Source organism: Oricola indica (assembly GCF_019966595.1).
In the GTDB taxonomy this organism is placed as follows: Bacteria; Pseudomonadota; Alphaproteobacteria; order Rhizobiales; family Rhizobiaceae; genus Oricola; species Oricola indica.
Map to the genome: position 1 here is coordinate 265,785 of NZ_JAINFJ010000004.1, position 17,821 is coordinate 283,605.

19 protein-coding genes and 1 tRNA gene are annotated in these 17,821 nt (G+C 62.0%); 4 read left to right on the top strand and 16 right to left on the bottom strand.

Annotated features, from left to right (window positions below; genetic code table 11):
• Positions 1–76: 76 nt before the first annotated feature.
• Positions 77–604: a L,D-transpeptidase family protein gene (locus LC343_RS12930; protein WP_223477554.1), complete on the bottom strand. Its 528-nt coding sequence runs from the start codon at positions 602–604 to the stop codon at positions 77–79.
• Between the two features lie 161 nt (positions 605–765).
• Here LC343_RS12930 and LC343_RS12935 point away from each other — a divergent pair, with 161 nt between their 5' ends.
• Both LC343_RS12935 and LC343_RS12940 read left to right on the top strand, forming a co-directional pair.
• The gene (locus LC343_RS12935) at positions 766–1,449 is read left to right on the top strand and encodes a response regulator transcription factor (protein ID WP_223477555.1); all 684 of its coding nucleotides are present in this window, start codon (positions 766–768) and stop codon (positions 1,447–1,449) included.
• A 130-nt stretch (positions 1,450–1,579) separates the two neighbouring features.
• Positions 1,580–2,038, top strand: coding sequence for a cyclic nucleotide-binding domain-containing protein (locus tag LC343_RS12940; protein ID WP_223477556.1), 459 nt, complete (start codon positions 1,580–1,582; stop codon positions 2,036–2,038).
• Between the two features lie 16 nt (positions 2,039–2,054).
• On the opposite strand, the gene xth is transcribed toward LC343_RS12940, so the two are convergent.
• From xth to tesB, 8 genes are all read right to left on the bottom strand, one after another.
• The gene (gene xth / locus LC343_RS12945) at positions 2,055–2,858 is read right to left on the bottom strand and encodes an exodeoxyribonuclease III (protein ID WP_223477557.1); all 804 of its coding nucleotides are present in this window, start codon (positions 2,856–2,858) and stop codon (positions 2,055–2,057) included.
• Positions 2,859–2,967: 109 nt separating this feature from the next.
• On the bottom strand, positions 2,968–3,618 hold the full coding sequence (locus LC343_RS12950) for an outer membrane lipoprotein carrier protein LolA (RefSeq protein WP_223477558.1): 651 nt from the start codon (positions 3,616–3,618) through the stop codon (positions 2,968–2,970).
• 93 nt (positions 3,619–3,711) lie between these two features.
• Positions 3,712–6,222 (bottom strand): DNA translocase FtsK, encoded by a 2,511-nt coding sequence (locus LC343_RS12955; protein WP_223477712.1) that lies wholly within the window; start codon positions 6,220–6,222, stop codon positions 3,712–3,714.
• A gap of 288 nt (positions 6,223–6,510) precedes the next feature.
• Entirely contained in the window at positions 6,511–7,848 is a 1,338-nt protein-coding gene (locus tag LC343_RS12960) for an ammonium transporter (RefSeq protein ID WP_223477559.1), read from the bottom strand.
• Positions 7,849–7,884: 36 nt separating this feature from the next.
• A complete protein-coding gene (locus LC343_RS12965; RefSeq protein ID WP_223477560.1) occupies positions 7,885–8,223 on the bottom strand; it encodes a P-II family nitrogen regulator in 339 nt (112 codons plus the stop codon).
• Between the two features lie 309 nt (positions 8,224–8,532).
• Positions 8,533–9,861: an ammonium transporter gene (locus LC343_RS12970; RefSeq protein WP_223477561.1), complete on the bottom strand. Its 1,329-nt coding sequence runs from the start codon at positions 9,859–9,861 to the stop codon at positions 8,533–8,535.
• A 24-nt stretch (positions 9,862–9,885) separates the two neighbouring features.
• Positions 9,886–10,224: a P-II family nitrogen regulator gene (locus LC343_RS12975; RefSeq protein ID WP_223477562.1), complete on the bottom strand. Its 339-nt coding sequence runs from the start codon at positions 10,222–10,224 to the stop codon at positions 9,886–9,888.
• A 192-nt stretch (positions 10,225–10,416) separates the two neighbouring features.
• On the bottom strand, positions 10,417–11,289 hold the full coding sequence (gene tesB / locus LC343_RS12980) for an acyl-CoA thioesterase II (RefSeq protein ID WP_223477563.1): 873 nt from the start codon (positions 11,287–11,289) through the stop codon (positions 10,417–10,419).
• Between the two features lie 99 nt (positions 11,290–11,388).
• Here tesB and LC343_RS12985 point away from each other — a divergent pair, with 99 nt between their 5' ends.
• On the top strand, positions 11,389–12,663 hold the full coding sequence (locus LC343_RS12985; RefSeq protein ID WP_223477564.1) for a ubiquinone biosynthesis hydroxylase: 1,275 nt from the start codon (positions 11,389–11,391) through the stop codon (positions 12,661–12,663).
• Positions 12,664–12,769: 106 nt separating this feature from the next.
• On the opposite strand, the gene LC343_RS12990 is transcribed toward LC343_RS12985, so the two are convergent.
• From LC343_RS12990 to LC343_RS13010, 5 genes are all read right to left on the bottom strand, one after another.
• On the bottom strand, positions 12,770–13,360 hold the full coding sequence (locus tag LC343_RS12990; protein ID WP_223477565.1) for a TetR/AcrR family transcriptional regulator: 591 nt from the start codon (positions 13,358–13,360) through the stop codon (positions 12,770–12,772).
• Between the two features lie 43 nt (positions 13,361–13,403).
• The gene (locus LC343_RS12995; RefSeq protein WP_223477566.1) at positions 13,404–13,631 is read right to left on the bottom strand and encodes a Trm112 family protein; all 228 of its coding nucleotides are present in this window, start codon (positions 13,629–13,631) and stop codon (positions 13,404–13,406) included.
• 25 nt (positions 13,632–13,656) lie between these two features.
• Positions 13,657–14,328: an LON peptidase substrate-binding domain-containing protein gene (locus tag LC343_RS13000; protein WP_223477567.1), complete on the bottom strand. Its 672-nt coding sequence runs from the start codon at positions 14,326–14,328 to the stop codon at positions 13,657–13,659.
• A 79-nt stretch (positions 14,329–14,407) separates the two neighbouring features.
• A complete protein-coding gene (gene trxA, locus LC343_RS13005; RefSeq protein WP_223477568.1) occupies positions 14,408–15,412 on the bottom strand; it encodes a thioredoxin in 1,005 nt (334 codons plus the stop codon).
• Between the two features lie 38 nt (positions 15,413–15,450).
• The gene (locus LC343_RS13010; RefSeq protein WP_223477569.1) at positions 15,451–15,972 is read right to left on the bottom strand and encodes a prolyl-tRNA synthetase associated domain-containing protein; all 522 of its coding nucleotides are present in this window, start codon (positions 15,970–15,972) and stop codon (positions 15,451–15,453) included.
• Positions 15,973–16,137: 165 nt separating this feature from the next.
• On the opposite strand from LC343_RS13010, the gene LC343_RS13015 reads away from it, so the two are divergent.
• Positions 16,138–16,212, top strand: a tRNA-Gly gene (locus LC343_RS13015).
• A 142-nt stretch (positions 16,213–16,354) separates the two neighbouring features.
• Here LC343_RS13015 and LC343_RS13020 read toward each other — a convergent pair.
• Both LC343_RS13020 and LC343_RS13025 read right to left on the bottom strand, forming a co-directional pair.
• Complete coding sequence (locus LC343_RS13020; protein ID WP_223477570.1) at positions 16,355–16,852, bottom strand: phosphatidylserine/phosphatidylglycerophosphate/cardiolipin synthase family protein; 498 nt, start codon at positions 16,850–16,852, stop codon at positions 16,355–16,357.
• A 206-nt stretch (positions 16,853–17,058) separates the two neighbouring features.
• Entirely contained in the window at positions 17,059–17,820 is a 762-nt protein-coding gene (locus LC343_RS13025; RefSeq protein ID WP_223477571.1) for an IS5 family transposase, read from the bottom strand.
• Between the last annotated feature and the right edge of the window lies 1 nt (position 17,821).

Below are 17,821 nucleotides of genomic sequence, written 5' to 3' on the forward strand. Positions count from 1 at the left end.
CAACCAGAATCGGAATGCGCGTTCGAGCCAAAGGCGAGAGGCAATGCATTCTGATTCCGTTGCAACCTGAAAAGCACTAGGCCAGCGTTCGAACCATCGTCGACGAGCCGATGCGCGGCAGCAGCCGGCGCATCGTTTCCGGCGCGACTGCGATACAGCCTTCCGTCGGCGGGAAACCCGGCTTGGCGACATGCAGGAAGATCGCCGAACCGCCATTTCGCATGCATCCGAAGGGCGGAAGGTTCCAATCGAGCACGAGGCAGACGTCGTAGAGCCGGTCGGCGCGCATCATCGCCTCATGACTTGGCCCGAACGGCAGGCGCACCGGCCGGTTGTAATTGGGGTCCGTCGGCGCATCACACCAGCCGTCGCGCGGCCCGATCGGTTCCAGCTCCAGCGCCGTTCGCGGCCGTGGCATCCTGTCGGCTCGAAACCAGCCGGAAACGATACGCATCGCCGCAATCGGTGTTGCGCCGTCGCCTTCGCGCTTGATCGGTCGCAGGCCGCTTCGCCCGAGCGCGCAATCGAAGCTCCAGCCGCCGGCAACCAGCACGCCCCTGCGCCCATCGCGCGCCGCCCGTCGAACAAAGATGGTTGAAATCACGCTGTTTTTCCGCCTGCCCTTTTTCGCTCACGTTTATGACCGATCAGTCACAACTTGGTGCAATGCTGCGTGAAGCGCTTTCGCCGTTCACATTTTCATGACAGGAAATGTGTAAACAGCGTGAAAACGCAAGAAAACTGACGATCGAGGCAAGACAGCCGATGAATCCACGGACAATTCTCCTTGTCGATGACGACGAGGACCTGCGCGAGATGCTGGTCGAACAGCTCTCACTCTACGAGGAATTCGTGGTCATGGAGGAGGCCACCGCGACGAAGGGCATCCAGGCCGCCCGCGGCAGCGTGATCGACCTCCTGATCATCGATGTGGGCCTGCCCGACATGGACGGGCGCGAGGCGGTGAAACTGCTGCGCAAATCCGGGTTCAAGGCCCCCGTCATCATGCTGACCGGCCACGACACGGATTCCGACACGATTCTCGGACTGGAAGCCGGTGCCAACGACTATGTCACCAAGCCGTTCAAGTTCGCCGTGCTGCTGGCCCGCATCCGCGCGCAGCTTCGCCAGCACGAGCAGAGCGAGGATGCCACTTTCGTCGTCGGGCCCTACACGTTCAAGCCGAGCCAGAAGCTGCTGATCGACGGAAACGGGTCGAAAATCCGGCTGACCGAGAAGGAAGCGGCGATCATCAAGTATCTCTACCGCGCCGACCGCAAGGTGGTGACGCGCGATACGCTGCTCGAGGAAGTCTGGGGCTACAATTCCGGCGTGACGACCCACACGCTGGAGACCCATGTCTACCGGCTTCGCCAGAAGATCGAGAAGGACCCGTCCAACGCGGCAATCCTCGTGACGGAGAGCGGCGGCTACAAGCTGAACCCGTGATCCGCCAGATTACGGTATTGAAGCGCATTGTGTCCGGATAAACCGGGCGTTCCGCCCGCCCGGACTTTTCATTCGCGAATCGGTCATATAACAGCGGCTTTACTGAGTTTTTGCGCGGCGGGTCCAGCTTTTGTCTCTTGAAGACGACATCCGCATCATCTCCGGTGTTTCACTGTTCGAGGAATTGTCCAGCGAGCAGTTGCGTCTGCTTGCCTTCGGCGCGGAGAGCAAGTCGCTTGCCGAGGGCACGGACCTCTATCGTGACGGCGACAGCGCCGATTGCGGCTACATCGTCGTGTCCGGCGCGATCGACCTTTTCCGCGACTCGCAGAACGGCCGCCGTGTTCTCAAGCGCATCGAACCAGGCATGATCCTCGGCGAACTGGCGCTGATTACCGAGACCACGCGTCTCACGGGTGCGGTGGCCGCCGAGGACACGAAACTACTGCGCATCAATCGCAGCCTGTTCAAGCGGATGCTGGAGGAATATCCGGAAAGCGCCGCCTATCTGCATGCGAAGCTGAGCAAGCAACTTCGCGCGCTGCTGCGCAGCATCGGCGAACTGGACGTTCATTTCAACGACAGCTGAAAGCCGCTTTTAGCCCTCAGATTGCGAAGCGGGCGATGACCGGCACGTGATCCGACGGCTTTTCCCAGCCGCGCGCCTCGCGCAATACGGTAATGTCCTCGACCAGGCTTTCGAGATCCGGCGATCCCCAGACGTGGTCGAGGCGCCGGCCCCTGTCCGTTACATCCCAGTCGCGAGCCCGGTAACTCCACCACGTGAAGATCTTCTCTTCCGGCGGGATGAACACCCGCATCAGGTCCGACCATCCGCCTTTCATCCGCAGATCTTCGAGCGTCTCCGTCTCCAACGGCGTGTGGCTGACGACTTTCAGCAATTGTTTGTGCGACCAGACGTCGGTCTCCAGCGGCGCGATGTTGAGATCGCCGACGAGAATCGCGGAATCCGCCTTGCCCGGATCGGCCGGAATCGATCGCATCTCGTCCAGGAAATCCAGCTTGTGGCGGAACTTCGGGTTGATTGCCGGGTCAGGCTCGTCGCCGCCCGCGGGCACGTAGAAATTGTGAACCCTGATGCTGCGGCCCGGCGCCCTCACGATGCTGTCGAGATGACGCGTATCGCCCATGCCGCAGAAATCGCGCGATACGACCTCCTCCAGCGGATGTTTCGAGATCGTGGCAACGCCGTGATAGCCCTTCTGCCCGTGGATCTCGACATTCGTATATCCGAGCTTGTGGAAGGCCTTTGTCGGAAACTGATCGTTCGGACACTTCGTTTCCTGCAGGCACAGCACATCGGGCTGATATGTCTGCAGGAACGACTCGACGATCGGCAGACGCAGGCGAACGGAGTTGATGTTCCACGTGGCGACGGAAAATGTCATGGGAGGCCCTCGGTGCGTTCGATTGCTTGTCTCAACGCACCGGGTCTATGGCAAGCGCCAGCCGGCGCCTTCGCGCCGGCAACCCACAATTTAGAGACGGATACGGGCGTCAGTCGGAGCGGAAACGATCTTCGTTGATCTTCTGATAGGGAATGTCGAACGTCCCCTTGCCGAAGCGCACACCCTGCTGGACGTTGTAGACCATGACAGTCGTGTCCTTGCCCTGCGCGTCCCGGATCGTCCACTGACGCAGATCGAAGCTCTTCGGGTCGAACATCATCGTGATCTGGCTGTCGCCGAAGATCTGCTTGTCGCCGATGACGATCGTGGTCAGGTCATCCGCTTCGCTCACATTGCGCACCCGATCGCCGCTCAGGTCGATCCGGTCGCCGAGCAGCACATTGAGCGGTGTCTTGCCGAGGGGATAAATGCTCCAGGTGTCCAGCTTCTTGTTGTTGACCACGAGTGACTTGCCGTCGGCCACGACGCGGATCGGCGACGGATTCTCATAGAGGAAAAGAAGCTTGCCCGGCCGCTCGATATAGAACTTTCCGCCGGTCTGCTCGCCGGACGGACCGAACTGCACGAATTCGCCGGCCATGGACCGGACATTCGAGAAGTGATTGGCGATTCGCTGCGCCGTCTCGGGCGCCGCGAAGGCGGGTTGCAGCGCCGTGATTGCAATTGCCGTGGCCATGGCGCCGGCAACAAGGCCGCGCCGCGTGATCGCCATCGGTTTTGCGAAAGTGTGATCCGTCATGAACCGCTCCAGCCGGTTTTCCGATTTGTTGTTTGTACGCGATAGATAATCATACAGTTGGGCGGCTCTGTGGCGTCGGCCACAGTGCGCCGACTACATCTCGTCGTTTTCGGTTGGCACCAGGATCTCGCGTTTGCCGGCATGATTCGCGGGTCCGATAATACCCTCATCCTCCATCCGCTCGATGATCGAGGCCGCCCGGTTGTAACCGATTCCCAGCCTGCGCTGCACATAGGAGGTCGATGCCTTTCCGTCACGCAGCACGACCGCCACCGCTTGGTCGTAGGGGTCCTCGGAATCGCCCATATCGCCGCTGTTGCCGCCGCCACCACCATCGCCGCCGTCCTCGTCGTCGTCCTCGGTGATCGCTTCCAGATATTCCGGCACGCCCTGCATCTTGAGATGTGCCACGACATCCTCGACCTCGCGGTCGGAGACGAACGGGCCGTGCACGCGCTGGATGCGCCCGCCGCCGGCCATGTAGAGCATGTCGCCCATGCCGAGCAGCTGTTCGGCGCCCTGTTCGCCAAGAATGGTGCGGCTGTCGATCTTCGACGTGACCTGGAAGGAGATGCGCGTCGGGAAGTTCGCCTTGATCGTGCCGGTGATGACATCGACCGACGGACGTTGCGTCGCCATGATGACATGGATGCCGGCAGCACGCGCCATCTGGGCAAGCCGCTGTACCGCGCCTTCGATGTCCTTGCCGGCGACCATCATCAGGTCGGCCATTTCGTCGATGATGACGACGATATAGGGCATCGCCTCCAGATCGAGCGTCTCGGTTTCGTAGATCGCCTCGCCGGTCTCGCGGTCGAACCCGGTCTGCACCGTGCGGCTGATCTCCTTGCCCTTCTTCTGGGCCTCGCGCACCTTGGCGTTGAAGCCGTCGATGTTGCGCACGCCGATCTTCGACATGTTCTTGTAGCGCTGTTCCATCTCGCGGACGGTCCATTTCAGCGCCACGACCGCCTTTTTCGGGTCGGTCACCACTGGCGTCAGCAGATGCGGAATGCCGTCATAGACGGACAGTTCCAGCATTTTCGGGTCGATCATGATGAGGCGGCATTCCTCGGGCGACATCTTGTAGAGGATCGAGAGGATCATCGTGTTGATGGCAACCGACTTGCCGGAGCCGGTCGTGCCGGCGACGAGCAGGTGCGGCATCTTGGCGAGATCGGCGATGACCGCCTCGCCATTGATCGTCTTGCCGAGCGTCAGCGCCAGCTTGGCCTTGGAATTGTCGTAGGCTTGCGCGGAAATGAGCTCGCGCAGGAAAACCGTCTCGCGCCGCGCATTCGGCAATTCGATACCGATCGCGTTACGGCCGGGAACGACGGCGACGCGCGCGGCGATCGCGCTCATCGACCGCGCGATGTCCTCGGCCAGTCCGATGACGCGCGAGGACTTGATGCCCGGCGCGGGCTCGAGTTCGTAAAGCGTGACGACCGGACCCGGACGCACATGGATGATCTCGCCGCGCACGCCGAAATCCTCCAGCACGCCTTCGAGCAGTCGCGCATTCTGTTCCAGCGCTTCCGGCGAGAGGCCCGGATCCTTGCTCTGGTTCTTCGGCTCGGCGAGCATATGGATGGCCGGCAATTCGAAACCGGCGTCCTGGATGAAGCTCGCCTGGGCTTCGCGCTGAACCCGAACGCTGGGTTTCGGCTTTGGCGCGGCGGACGCCACGCGCGAAGACGGACCTGCATCGGCATGATCCGATGTCGCAGGCGCGGCTCGCGGCGCCCAGTCGTCCTGCGGTTCGGTGTCGATATCGTCGTCTGGGCCAAGGTCGAAATCGGGATCGAACGGTGCTTCGTCACCGAAGCCCGGTTCCCGGCGCTCGCCGACGTCCGGAGGCGCGACATCGCGAACATGGGCACGGCGCGACCGGAACATCCGCCGCACCGCCGCACGCGCCGTATAGTAGCCATGGATCAGCGCACCGATCGTGACGAAGCGGCCGTTTCCGTCGGCGTCCTCGTCCTCGTCGTCTTCGATATCGGTTTCCGCTTCACGGACCGGAATCGCGTCGGCAGCGCCCCAAAGGAAGCCGCAGGAAACCGCCAGCGCGTAGAAGGCGAGCGGCGCGAAGACGATGAACGACAGGACCCGCATCCATCCCGCGGGATAGCCGCCACTCAGCATGCCCGGAAGCCTGAGGACCATGTCGCCGAACACGCCGCCGAGGCCTGTCGGTAGCGGCCAGGTGCCGGTCATCGGGAAACAGCCGGCGACGGCCGCGGCCAGGATGGCCGCAATTGGCCACATCGCCAGCCGGCGGGCGGCATGCGGCCAGTAGCGGCCGCGAATGCGCGCATAGCCCCAGAACACGGTCGGCAGCAGGGCGGGAAGCGCGGCGAGGCCGAAGAACTGCATGAAGATGTCGGAAACGATCGCGCCGGGATAGCCCATCGCGTTGCTGACCGGCGCGTCGGCGGCATAGCTCCAGCTTGGATCGCCGGCGTTCCAGGTGGCCAGCGCAAAAAGCGCGAAGGCACTCAGCACCCAGAGAAGGATGCCGGCCATGAACTCCACCTGGCGGCGAACGAGATCGGCCATGCCCGCGGTCAGTGATCGGTCGCGGCGATGGCTCCTCCCCATCGTCCGGTCGGCGTGAAGTGATATGGCGTGATCGGCGTGCATCCGAAATTCCCGTCTTCCCTCCGCCACGGCGGCGGACACAATTTCCCGGCCGCAGCCTAGTAAAGCTTGGTTAAACAGGCATTAACCATGCAATCGCGTCCGGCAGGAGATCGCGCGCGGGCACAAAAAAGGCCCGGTCACGAAGACCGGGCCAGTTGGTGTGATGTCAAACATCACGACGGGATCAAGTCACGGAGACGGGCGATGGGAGGAGGTATCGCCCGTCTCCGGGTTTCACGCGCGACGTCAGCCGCGAGAGAATTCCGGGTAAGCCTCGACGCCGGTTTCGGCTTTGTCGAGACCGATCATCTCGTCCTCGGCGGAGACGCGGATGCCCATGATCGCCTTCAGGATGAACCAGACGACGAAGGAGACAACCAGCGTGAAGACACCGTAGGCGACGATACCGACCAGCTGCGTGCTGTAGCTCGTGTCGGCGTTGGAGAACGGAACGATCAGCGTGCCCCAGATACCCGCAAACAGGTGGACCGGGATTGCGCCGACGACGTCGTCGATCTTCAGCTTGTCGAGCAGCGGAACCGTGAACACCACGATGGCACCGCCGACTGCGCCGATCAGAAGCGCCTGCCATACGGCCGGAGCCAGCGGCTCGGCAGTGATGGAGACGAGACCGGCAAGAGCGCCGTTGAGCACCATCGTCACGTCGACCTTCTTGTAGAGGACCTGCAGAAGGATGGTGGTGGCGACCACGCCGGCCGCGGCGGCCAGGTTGGTGTTGGCGAAGATGCGCGAGACGTCCGTGACATCGGCGATCGTGCCCATGGCGAGCTGAGACGCGCCGTTGAAGCCGAACCAGCCGAGCCACAGGATGAACGTACCGAGCGTGGCGAGCGGGATCGAAGAGCCGACCATCGGGTTGATCTTGCCGCCTTCATACTTGCCGGCACGCGCGCCGACCAGCAATGCACCGGCGAGAGCAGCCCAGCCACCGACCGAGTGAACCAGCGTCGAACCGGCGAAGTCGGAGAAGCCCATCTCTGAGAGCCAGCCGCCGCCCCACTGCCAGGAACCGGCGATCGGGTAGATGAAGCCGGTCAGGACGACGACGAAGATCAGGAAGGGCCAGAGCTTCATGCGCTCGGCGACCGTACCGGACACGATCGAGGCAGCTGTTGCGACGAACACCATCTGGAAGAACCAGTCGGAAGCCGTCGAATAGCCGACGTCGAGAGCGTCACCGCCAACCGGATCGAAGGCGTAGGTGCCGAAGGACCCCATGTAGCCGCCGTCAACGCCGGTATACATGAGGTTGTAGCCCACCAGCCAGTACATGATGCCGGCGATGGAATAGAGCGCGATGTTCTTGAGGGACTGCATCGACACGTTCTTGGAACGCACGAGGCCGGCCTCGAGCATGGCGAAGCCCGCGGCCATCCACATCACGAGGAAGCCGCCGATAAGGAACAGCAACGTGTTGAAGATATACTGCACGTCGGGCGAAGCCACGGTGGACGCGGCCTCTGCCGCCGCTTCGGTGTCCTGCGCGAATGCGGGTCCCGCACTCAACGCCACCGCTGCGGCAAGGCCGGCGAGGCCGTATCGAAAACCTTTGGACATGGTCATTGTGATTGAACTCCTGAAGTAACTTGCACCGGCGCCTTAAAGCGCTTCGGAATCGGTTTCGCCCGTACGGATACGAACGGCCTGATCGATCGTGTAGGTGAAGATCTTGCCGTCGCCGATCTGGCCGGTCTTGGCCGCTCCGGAGATGGTTTCGATCACCTTCTCGACCATGTCGTCGTCGACCGCGAGCTCGATCTTCAGCTTCGGGAGGAAGCTGATGGCGTATTCCGCTCCGCGATAAATCTCGGTGTGCCCCTTCTGACGCCCATACCCCTTCACCTCGGTGACGGTCAGGCCCTGGACGCCAAGCCCGGTGAGAGCTTCGCGCACCTCATCCAGTTTGAAGGGCTTGATGATGGCCATGACTATTTTCATGCGCTGTAGTTCCCTATGTTTACTCATTTTCGCCGGCTGGCCGGCGATACTGGGTGCAGCGCGACATCGATGCCGAACGCTGTCGGGAAACACCATTCAAGACCCGTGCCAAATTGTCGAAAACCGTGCAACGCGTTGAAAAAAAAGCATATTTACGTGATGCTTTTTGTCGCACCGATTCATATGCAGTGCAACATGCCTAATTATTAGGCATTTCTGAAATCTTGATGATTTCTTAATCTTTACGCTTCGGAAACCAAAAACCCGGGCCGAAACCCGGGTTTCCTGTCGGGAGAATTATCCCTGTTTTCAGGCGTGATAGGCCGATTCACCGTGGGAGGCGAGGTCGAGGCCCTCGCGCTCCGCATCGCTGCTGGCGCGAATTCCGGTGATCGCCTTCGTGATCAGGATCAGCACCGCGGAACCGACGCCCGACCACACCACGGTAAGCAGCACGGCCTGGACCTGCGCGAGGACCTGCGCGCCCATCGTGCCGGCCTCCACGACATAGCCCGTTCCGCCGAGGAACGGCGCGCACAGGATGCCGGTGCCGATCGCGCCGACGATACCGCCGACGCCGTGGACGCCGAAAACGTCCAGGCTGTCGTCATAGCCGAATTTCGATTTTATCGTCGTCACGAAGAAGTAGCAGATCGGCGAGACGGCGAGACCGAGCACGAGTGCGCCCATTGGACCGGAGGTACCGCAGGCCGGCGTGACGGCGACGAGACCCGCCACCATGCCCGATGCAGCGCCAAGGCCGGAGGACTTGCCGCGCATGAAGCCTTCCACCACCGACCAGGAAACAACCGCGGCGGCCGTCGCGATGAAGGTGTTCATCATCGCCAGTGTCGCGTTGGAGGTCGCCTCGAGATTGGAGCCGGCATTGAAGCCGAACCAGCCAACCCACAGCATCGCCGCGCCGACCATGGTCAGCGTCATCGAGTGCGGGGCCATGTTGTCCTTGCCGAAGCCGATGCGCTTGCCAAGCATGATGGCCCAGACAAGCCCCGCGATGCCGGCATTGATATGCACCACGGTGCCGCCGGCGAAATCGATCGCGCCCCAGTTGAAGATCAGGCCCGATCCATCCCAGACCATGTGGGCGATCGGGAAATAGATGAAAGTGACCCACAACACGGTGAACAGCATCACGCCGGAGAACTTGGCGCGCTCAGCAAACGCACCGACGATCAGCGCCGGGGTGATGGCGGCGAATGTCATCTGGAAGCAGATGAAGACATATTCGGGGATCATGACGCCGTCGGTGAAGGTCGCAGCCTCGCTGTCCATCGTCACGTCGGCGAGGAACATCTTTCCAAGACCGCCCCAGAACGGACTGGTCGATCCCCCGAAGGCGAAGGAGTAACCCCACAGGACCCAGATGATCATGACCACCGAGGTGATCAGCGTGCACTGCATCAGCACGGAGAGCATGTTCTTGGCCCGCACGAGACCGCCGTAGAAAAGTGCAAGGCCCGGAATGACCATGAACAGGACGAGCAGCGACGACATCATCATCCAGGCGGTATCGCCCTTGTCGATGGTCGTCGTCGCGGCATCCTGGGCGAAGACCGCCCCGGTCGAAACGAGGAGTGAGAAAAGCGCCGCCGCGCCGGAGAGATATTTGCTTTTCATGGAAAGCCCCTGTGCAATCCCGCGTCAGAGCGCGCTGGAGTCGGTTTCACCGGTGCGAATGCGCACCGCGTTTTCTATGCTGTAGACGAAGATTTTCCCGTCGCCGATCTGGCCGGTCTTGGCGGCTCCGGAAACGGCGTCGATCACCTTGTCGGCCATGTCGTCATCGACGACGATCTCGATCTTGATCTTCGGCAGGAAACTGATCGCGTATTCCGCGCCGCGATAGATCTCGGTGTGGCCCTTCTGGCGGCCATATCCCTTGACCTCGGATACGGTCAGCCCCTCGACACCGACGTCGGTCAGCGCCTCGCGCACCTCGTCCAGCTTGAACGGCTTGATGATGGCCATGATGAGTTTCATGACGGCTCCTCCCTGACAAATGAGCGGTTTCGCCCGCGCCGGACCGATCCCGGCGCAGTTCTATAATCAAAAGCCATGCCAGTTCACGCTTCGCCCGAATCGCCGCAAATTGGGGAGTTATCTTCTGGATGACCGGAAATTCACCAGAATGCCGCCTGACAAATTGGCAAAATACGAGGAAATGATGAATTTTTAGGCGTTTTTGGTCCGCAACCGGATCAGGCCTTCCTGTGCCACCGATGCGACCAATGTCCCGTCGGTCGCGTAGATCGAGCCGCGGGTAAAGCCCCGCGCGCCGGACGCGTTCGGGCTGTCCTGGGTGTAGAGAAGCCAGTCATCGAGCTTGTGCGGGCGGTGAAACCACATCGCATGATCGAGGCTCGCCGCCTGGATCTCCGGATCGAAGACGGACCGGCCATGCGCGAAAAGCGACGTGTCGAGCAATGTCATGTCCGACAGATAGGCCAGGACCGCCGACTGCAGCGCCCTGTCATCGGGTATCTCGCCGGTGGCGCGTACCCAGATATGCTGTTTCGGCGGCAGCTTCTCGCGCGTGATGTAGTGGGTCAGCGAGACCGGGCGCAACTCGATCGGCCGCTCGCTTAGCCAGTATCGCTTGATGTGCTCGGGCAACTGGTCGAAGAACTGGGCGATCAGGTCCTTCTCCCGCAGCAGCGTTTCCGGACCCGGAATACCCTCAGGCATCTCGATGGCATGTTCGAGGCCGGGTTCGTCGATCTGGAACGAGGCCGACAGCGAGAAGATCGCGTGGCCATGCTGGATCGCCACGACACGGCGCGTCGTGAAACTGCCGCCATCGCGGATCCTGTCGACCTCGTAGATGATCGGAACCGCCGGATCGCCCGGCCGCATGAAATAGCAATGCAGCGAATGCACGGCCCGGTCCGGCTCGACCGTGCGCTGCGCGGCGACCAGCGCCTGCGCGATCACCTGGCCGCCGAAGACGCGCTGCCACCCTGTTTGCGGGCTGCGACCACGGAACAGATTGCGCTCCAGATCCTCCAGGTCGAGAATGGAGATCAGTTCCTCGATGGCAGATGACATGACGGTGATCCGGTTTGGATATGTGACCGCGCTTTGCTACAGGGGAAGCCGGACAAGTCAAGTTTACGGCGCGACAGGTTCCGCGCCACGGAGAACACTATGGCCACCACCGCCAAGCGCAAGACCACGGCAAAAGGCTCAGCCAAAGCGCCCGAAAATCCGGATATCCTGATCGCGGGAGCCGGTTATGTCGGGCTTGCGACCGCCGCGGCGATCGCGCATGCCGCGCCGCATCTCGTCATCCGTGTGGTCGATCCTGCGCCCGAAGGCGTCTGGAAAAAGGATGCGCGTGCCTCCGCGATCGCGGCGGCCGCTTCGCGCATGCTCGCCGAACTTGGTTGCTGGGATGCACTGCTGGAAGATGCCGAGCCGATCAGGGAAATGATCGTCACCGATTCGAAGACCGGCGACCCGACGAGGCCTGTCTTCCTCACATTCGACGGCGAGGTGCAGCAAGGAGAACCCTTCGCCCACATGCTGCCCAATGCCGCACTCAACGGCGCGCTGCGCGCGAAATGCGAGGCCTCGGGCGTCACCATCTCGCAGGGCGTGGCCGTTTCCGGCTTTTCCGAGGAGGCGCCAGGCGCGCCACTGACCGTCACTCTGACCAACGGCGAGGAGGTCAAGGCGCGGCTGCTGGTCGCAGCCGATGGCGTCAAATCGGCGCTGCGCGGCCTCGCGGGCATAAAGACCGTGCATTGGGACTATGGCCAGATGGGCATTGTCGCCACGATCGCGCATGAGCGGCCGCATGAAGGGCGCGCCGAGGAGCATTTCCTGCCCGCCGGCCCCTTCGCGATCCTGCCCCTGAAGGGAAACAGGTCTTCCATCGTCTGGTCCGAGACCAAGGAAACCGCCGAAAGGCTGCTCGCCGGCGACGATTTCACCTTCGATGTCGAACTGGAACAGCGCTTCGGCCTGAAGCTTGGCGAAATCCGGGTCGAAGGTCCGAAACGGGCCTATCCGCTCGGTCTCACCCTGGCGCGGGACTTCGTCAAGCCGCGCGTGGCGCTGGTCGGCGATGCGGCGCATGGCATCCATCCGATCGCCGGCCAGGGTCTCAATCTCGGCTTCAAGGATGCCGCCGCGCTCGCCGAGACGGTGGTGGAGGCCGACCGGCTGGGCCTCGACCTCGGGGCGCTCGACGTCTTGCAGCGCTACGAGCGCTGGCGGCGTTTCGACACCTGGCAGATGGGCGTGACCACGGACGTGCTCAACCGGCTCTTTTCCAACGACTTCACGCCGCTCAGGGCCGTCCGCGATATTGGCCTTGGCCTGGTCGACCGCATGCCGGGCGTGAAGAATTTTTTCATCGGACAGGCAGCCGGGCTTTCCGGTCCGGCCCCGCGTCTTTTGCGCGGCGAGCCGATCTGACAGATTTCGCGGCCTTCTCACCGGGGAGTGCCGCGACAGAAAAATCGACGAACGCATCGGCAATCAGTTCACAAGCGGATCATTCGGTTGAAACCGGAGGCGAAAGTCAGGCGGAAGCGAGACCGAGCGTGCGTTCCATGCGGGCAAAGCACTCGGCCAGAACCGGCGGCTCGCCGAGCGCATGGGCAAGCGCGATCGAGCCCTGCCAGTCCGCGATGACCGCACGCGCGCGCTGCAATGCAATGGACGGTCTGAGGCCCGTGCGCCCGAGTTCCGTCGCCACGAACCCGGTCAGGAGGGAAAAGCTCTCGGCCGCGCGTGCGCCATGTTCAGGCAGCGTGTGGCGGAACTCGCGCGCACCCGCGAGGATCGGACAGCCATGCTGCACCCGGCTCTGCTGGCCCGCCTGCAATCGTGCGACCAGCAGTTTCAGCCGGCGGCGCGGCTCCGGCGTCTCCGTGCGCACATCCTCGATCAGCGTTTCGGTCTGGTGGACGAAGAGATCGGCGACCGCGCCGGCGAGATCGCCCTTTGTCTTGAAATAGTAATAAACATTGCCGAGCGGCACATCGGCGGCGCCAGCGATATCGGCGAGGCTCGATGCCTCGAAACCGCGTGTCCAGAACAGCTCCGCCGCCGCCTGGACCAGCGCCTCGCGACGGGCCTCTCCGCGTTTTCGTTTCGGCTTTTCTTCCACCTGCCGCGTTCCCCGATTCGGTTCCCGCCAGCCTATCCGCCATTCAGGCTTTGTCGAGCGAACGCGCTTCCGACGGCAGCATGATCGGCACGCCGCCGCGCACCGGATAAGCGAGCTTCGCCGCGTCCGACACCAGTTCGCAGCGCTCGCGATCGAATGTCAGACGCGTCTTGGTCAGCGGGCAGACGAGCAGATCGAGCAGCTTCGGATCGATCCCCTCGCTCTTCTCGGCGCGCCCTTCTTCGGGCAGGTCTGCAGTGGTCTTGGACATGTCGCGCTCCGCCTTCGAAGCGACCCTATTGCAGCGTCGGCGCGGAGTCATCCGTGTCGCGCGCCAGAGCCATCTCGGTGATCGCGATCAGCGTGTCGGCGCGGTTCTTCAGGTCGGGCGCTTCGAGCAGCGCCTGCTTTTCCGCCGGTCCGTAGGGCGACATCATAGACAGCGCGTTGACCAGCGTATCATTGCCGGCACGCTTGACACTTTCCCAGTCGGCCTCGAGTTCATTGGCTTCCAGATAGGCCCGAAACACGCGCAAAAGCGCCTCTCGATCGACGCAGGACCCATCCGCATCCTCGTCGAGATCGGAAATGAAAGGGCTGATGCGGCACTGCCTGAACGGTGTGCGCACGGCCAGTTCCTCCGCGACGCGGAAACGGCATATCCCCTGCAACGAAATCAGATAGCGCCCGTCTCCGCTTTCGGCGAAGGAGGCGATGCGGCCGAGACAACCGACTGCGCACAGATGCGGCCTGTCGGCGGAACCGGTGTCACCGGAGAATTTCGGCTGGATCATGCCAATCGTGCGATCGCCGCGAAGCGCGGTGTCGATCATTTCGAGGTAGCGCGGTTCGAAGATGTTCAGGGGCATCTGCCCGCCGGGCAAAAGCAGCGCGCCCGACAGGGGAAACACCGGCACGCAAGCCGGGATGTCCTTTTCGGTGCTGTATGTCTTGTTGCCGGCCTGCATTTTCGAAAGCGCTCCTCCCCGGGTTCACCATTTCGAATCTGTGTCGGACGCCGCCAAACTCAAGGGGCGGGACGCCCCCTTAGCGAAACAGCAGCGCCGAAAGCTTGCGCCGCGCCTTCAAGGTCGCCGGATCGGTTGGCCCCCACGCCTCGAAGAACTTCAGAAGTTCCAGCCGCGCGCCATCCTCGCGCCATTCGCGATCCGCTTTCATGATCTCGAGAAGCAAGTCCGCCGCAGCGGCCCGATCGCCGGTCGCGGCGCGGATCTGCGCAAGGTCGAAACGGGCATCGTGATCGTCCGGCTTTTCGGCCAGCCGGCGTTCCAGCTCCGCCGGATCGCCTAGACCCGCGACCTTTTCGGCCAGTTCCAGCCGCGCCTTGATGGAGCCCAGTTCCACCGATTCGGCGATGCCTTCCGGCGCGCCTTCGACCATCTGCTTCGCCTGAGCCGTCTCGCCCGCGTCAAGCAGCATGCCCGCAAGCCCCGCATAGGCGGCGGCGTTGTCGGGAACCTGCTGCAGGATCATCTGGTAGATCTGCGCCGCCTGGCCCGTGTCACCGGCCTCGAGCGCCGCTTCGGCCGCGCCGAGCGCCTGCTCGATCGCCTTTTCCTTGTCGTCGCCCTTCGACGCACCGGCAAGCTTGGCAATGAACTCGTTCAGCTGACTGTCGGGCACCGCCCCCATGAACCCGTCCACCGGCTGGCCGTTGTGAAAGGCGACCACGGCCGGAATCGACTGAACGCCCATCTGGCCCGGAATCGCCGGGTGATCGTCAATGTTCATCTTGACCAGCTTGACCTTGCCGCCGGCCTGTTTCACCGCAGCCTCGATGCGCGGCGTCAATTGCCGGCACGGACCGCACCACGGCGCCCAGAAATCGACCAGAACCGGCTGGTTGCGCGATTCCGCGATCACGTCCTGCTGGAAATCGGCGGTTGTCGTGTCCTTGATCAGGTCTCCCGCCGGCGCGCCGCCCATTGCAGGCGCGGGCTGAGCGGCACCGTTACCGGCCGCGCCGAAACCCACCGTCTGTGCGCCGTAACCGCCCTGATCGGAGGCAAACGGATTGTCGTTCGAATTCATGATGTCTTCCTTCGCACCAGGTGCCAAAACTTGTCCGCTTATGTCGCGTTTTCACCGGCCAGTTTCAAGACATTCCAGCTGTGACCGGTTGCCTCGACGAAACGCTTCATGTCGGACATCGCGATCGAGGTCGTCGCGTCGTTCGTCAGCGGATGGGCGTTGATCACGTCATGGGCGGCCAGCGCTTCGTCGAAAATCAGCGTCACGGCGTTTTGCGTATCGTTGAGGACGCCGAACGCCGTGACCGCGCCCGGGATGACGCCGAGAAACTCCATCATCTGCTCCGGCTTTCCGAAGGACACCCGGCCGCTGGCCCCGATGAACGTGTGAACCGTCTTGAGATCGATCGTCGCATCCTCGTCCACGGTGAGCAGGAAATACCGACCCTTCTTGTCCTTCAGAAACAGGTTCTTGGTATGACCGCCGGCAATCTCGTCGCGAAGCGCCTTGGATTCCTCCACCGTGAAGACCGGCGGATGGTACTTCGTGGTCACCTCGATGCCGAGACTGTCGAGAAATGAAAAGAGATCGTCCCTCGTCTTGTGCGCCGTGTCGCTCATCTGTCAGACCTTGTCCGGTTTGGCGTCTCAATAGGGTCTGGCCCCGCCACTTGGCAAGCCGGACGGCCTTTCGCCGAAAAACTGCGCGACGGCCCCGTATTTTGGTGTTGCATTCGATCTGCGCTTGCGGCATAGAGCGCGGCAGCCGATTTCAAGGCGCGCCGAGCGGGCGTAGCTCAGGGGTAGAGCACAACCTTGCCAAGGTTGGGGTCGTGAGTTCGAATCTCATCGCCCGCTCCAGTTTTCTTCAAGGTCGAGGCCCCGGTTTCCGGGGCTTTTGCTTTTTCGGATATTGTGAAAGTGGAATGCGCGGAAGCGGCTCGAAGGGTCGCGGTTACACGCGGATTACCGTTTTGCGGATTCGGCTGAAAATGCTCGATGTTTAACCGACCGGTATGGCGTCATTCCAAAACTGCTCGTACGCAGATATCTTTAGACGCCCAAGTTCGGGATCGATCCTTATTATCGATGCGTGCGAGCGTTTTGCCAGGTCCCTGAGAGATTGCGTCACCGTGAACACGTCGTGTTCGTCAATGAACACCAATCTGTCGTGTAATTTTCCTTTCGATGTTAGCCGCGCCTCGAGCGGTCGATCACCTCCGAACTGCTGCTGAAAACGACGAACTGCCGGCTCAAATGACGCTTTTACGGTTGCCGCATCAGAAAGAAGTTGAACGAAAATCCCTTCGTTAGCCAACACTGCGTAGTCGGTAAGTACAGTTTCATCCATATAAGGATCTATGATCCAAACTGACCCCAAGGCTGTCTTCAGAATCTTTGCCGCGCCAGCGAGCGCATCCAGATCGTTTCCGGCCTTAATAAACGTGCCCTGCTGCTGGATCGGAGCGTCCAACTCGACATATGCGAGCGCGCGGTACAAGACCGCATTAGCCCGATCACGAACTGACCATGGATCAAGCTGCAATTGTACAGAAGTAGCGGCCGCAATTGCCCCTGCCCAAGTCTCTGAAACCTTTGCCGCAAGTGCTTACGCTCTCCCGAGCCACCGCATGAACTGCTTCATATCGTCGACGTCGGGCTGGTCCTGGAGTAGCGACCCGATTGCTTGTTAAAGTGCGCCGGCGTCTAGGCCGCGGACTCATAAACGCGCAGCCATAGCCGAATGGCGGCGAGCTTGAGGAAGGCGAGGAAGTTAGCGGCGCGTTTTTCACAGCGCGTCGCAACGCGCCGATAGTGCTTGATCCGATTGAAGAACCGTTCGACCTGATTTCGGTGGCGGTACAAATACGGGCTGAAGCAGATCGGATCACGCCGGTTCCGACGGGGTGGGATGGTTGCCCAGCCTCCACGTGAACTCACGAACATTCGTATGTCGGTCGCGTCGTAAGCTTTGTCCGCGAGCACCATTCCGCTGCTCGGCAAGCCTTCAAGCAGAGTGCGAGCGACCAAGCTGTCGTGCTGCTGACCGCCGGTGATTGCAACGTGGAGCGGGAGGCCGTTCGCGTCGACGACGGCGTGGATTTTTGTCGTCAGCCCACCGCGGGAACGTCCAAGGTCTTCTCTGCCGCCGCTCCGGACACAAGTCTCGTGCTGATGGGCGCGCACTATTGTGCTGTCGATCATCTGCACCTCAGCATCGTCCCGATGCGAGATGGCAGTCAGGATACGATCCCAGACGCCTGCACAACGCCAACGCACGAAGCGGTTGTAACAGGTGGCACAAGGTCCATAGCGCTCTGGCAGATCACGCCAAGGCGCGCCAGACCTCAAGACCCAGAAGATGCCATTCAAGACGCGCCGGTCATCGACGCGCGGGATGCCTCGCGGCTTGCAGGGAAGGATCGGGGCAATCAGCCGCCATTCGGCGTCAGTGAGGGCGTGTCGCACG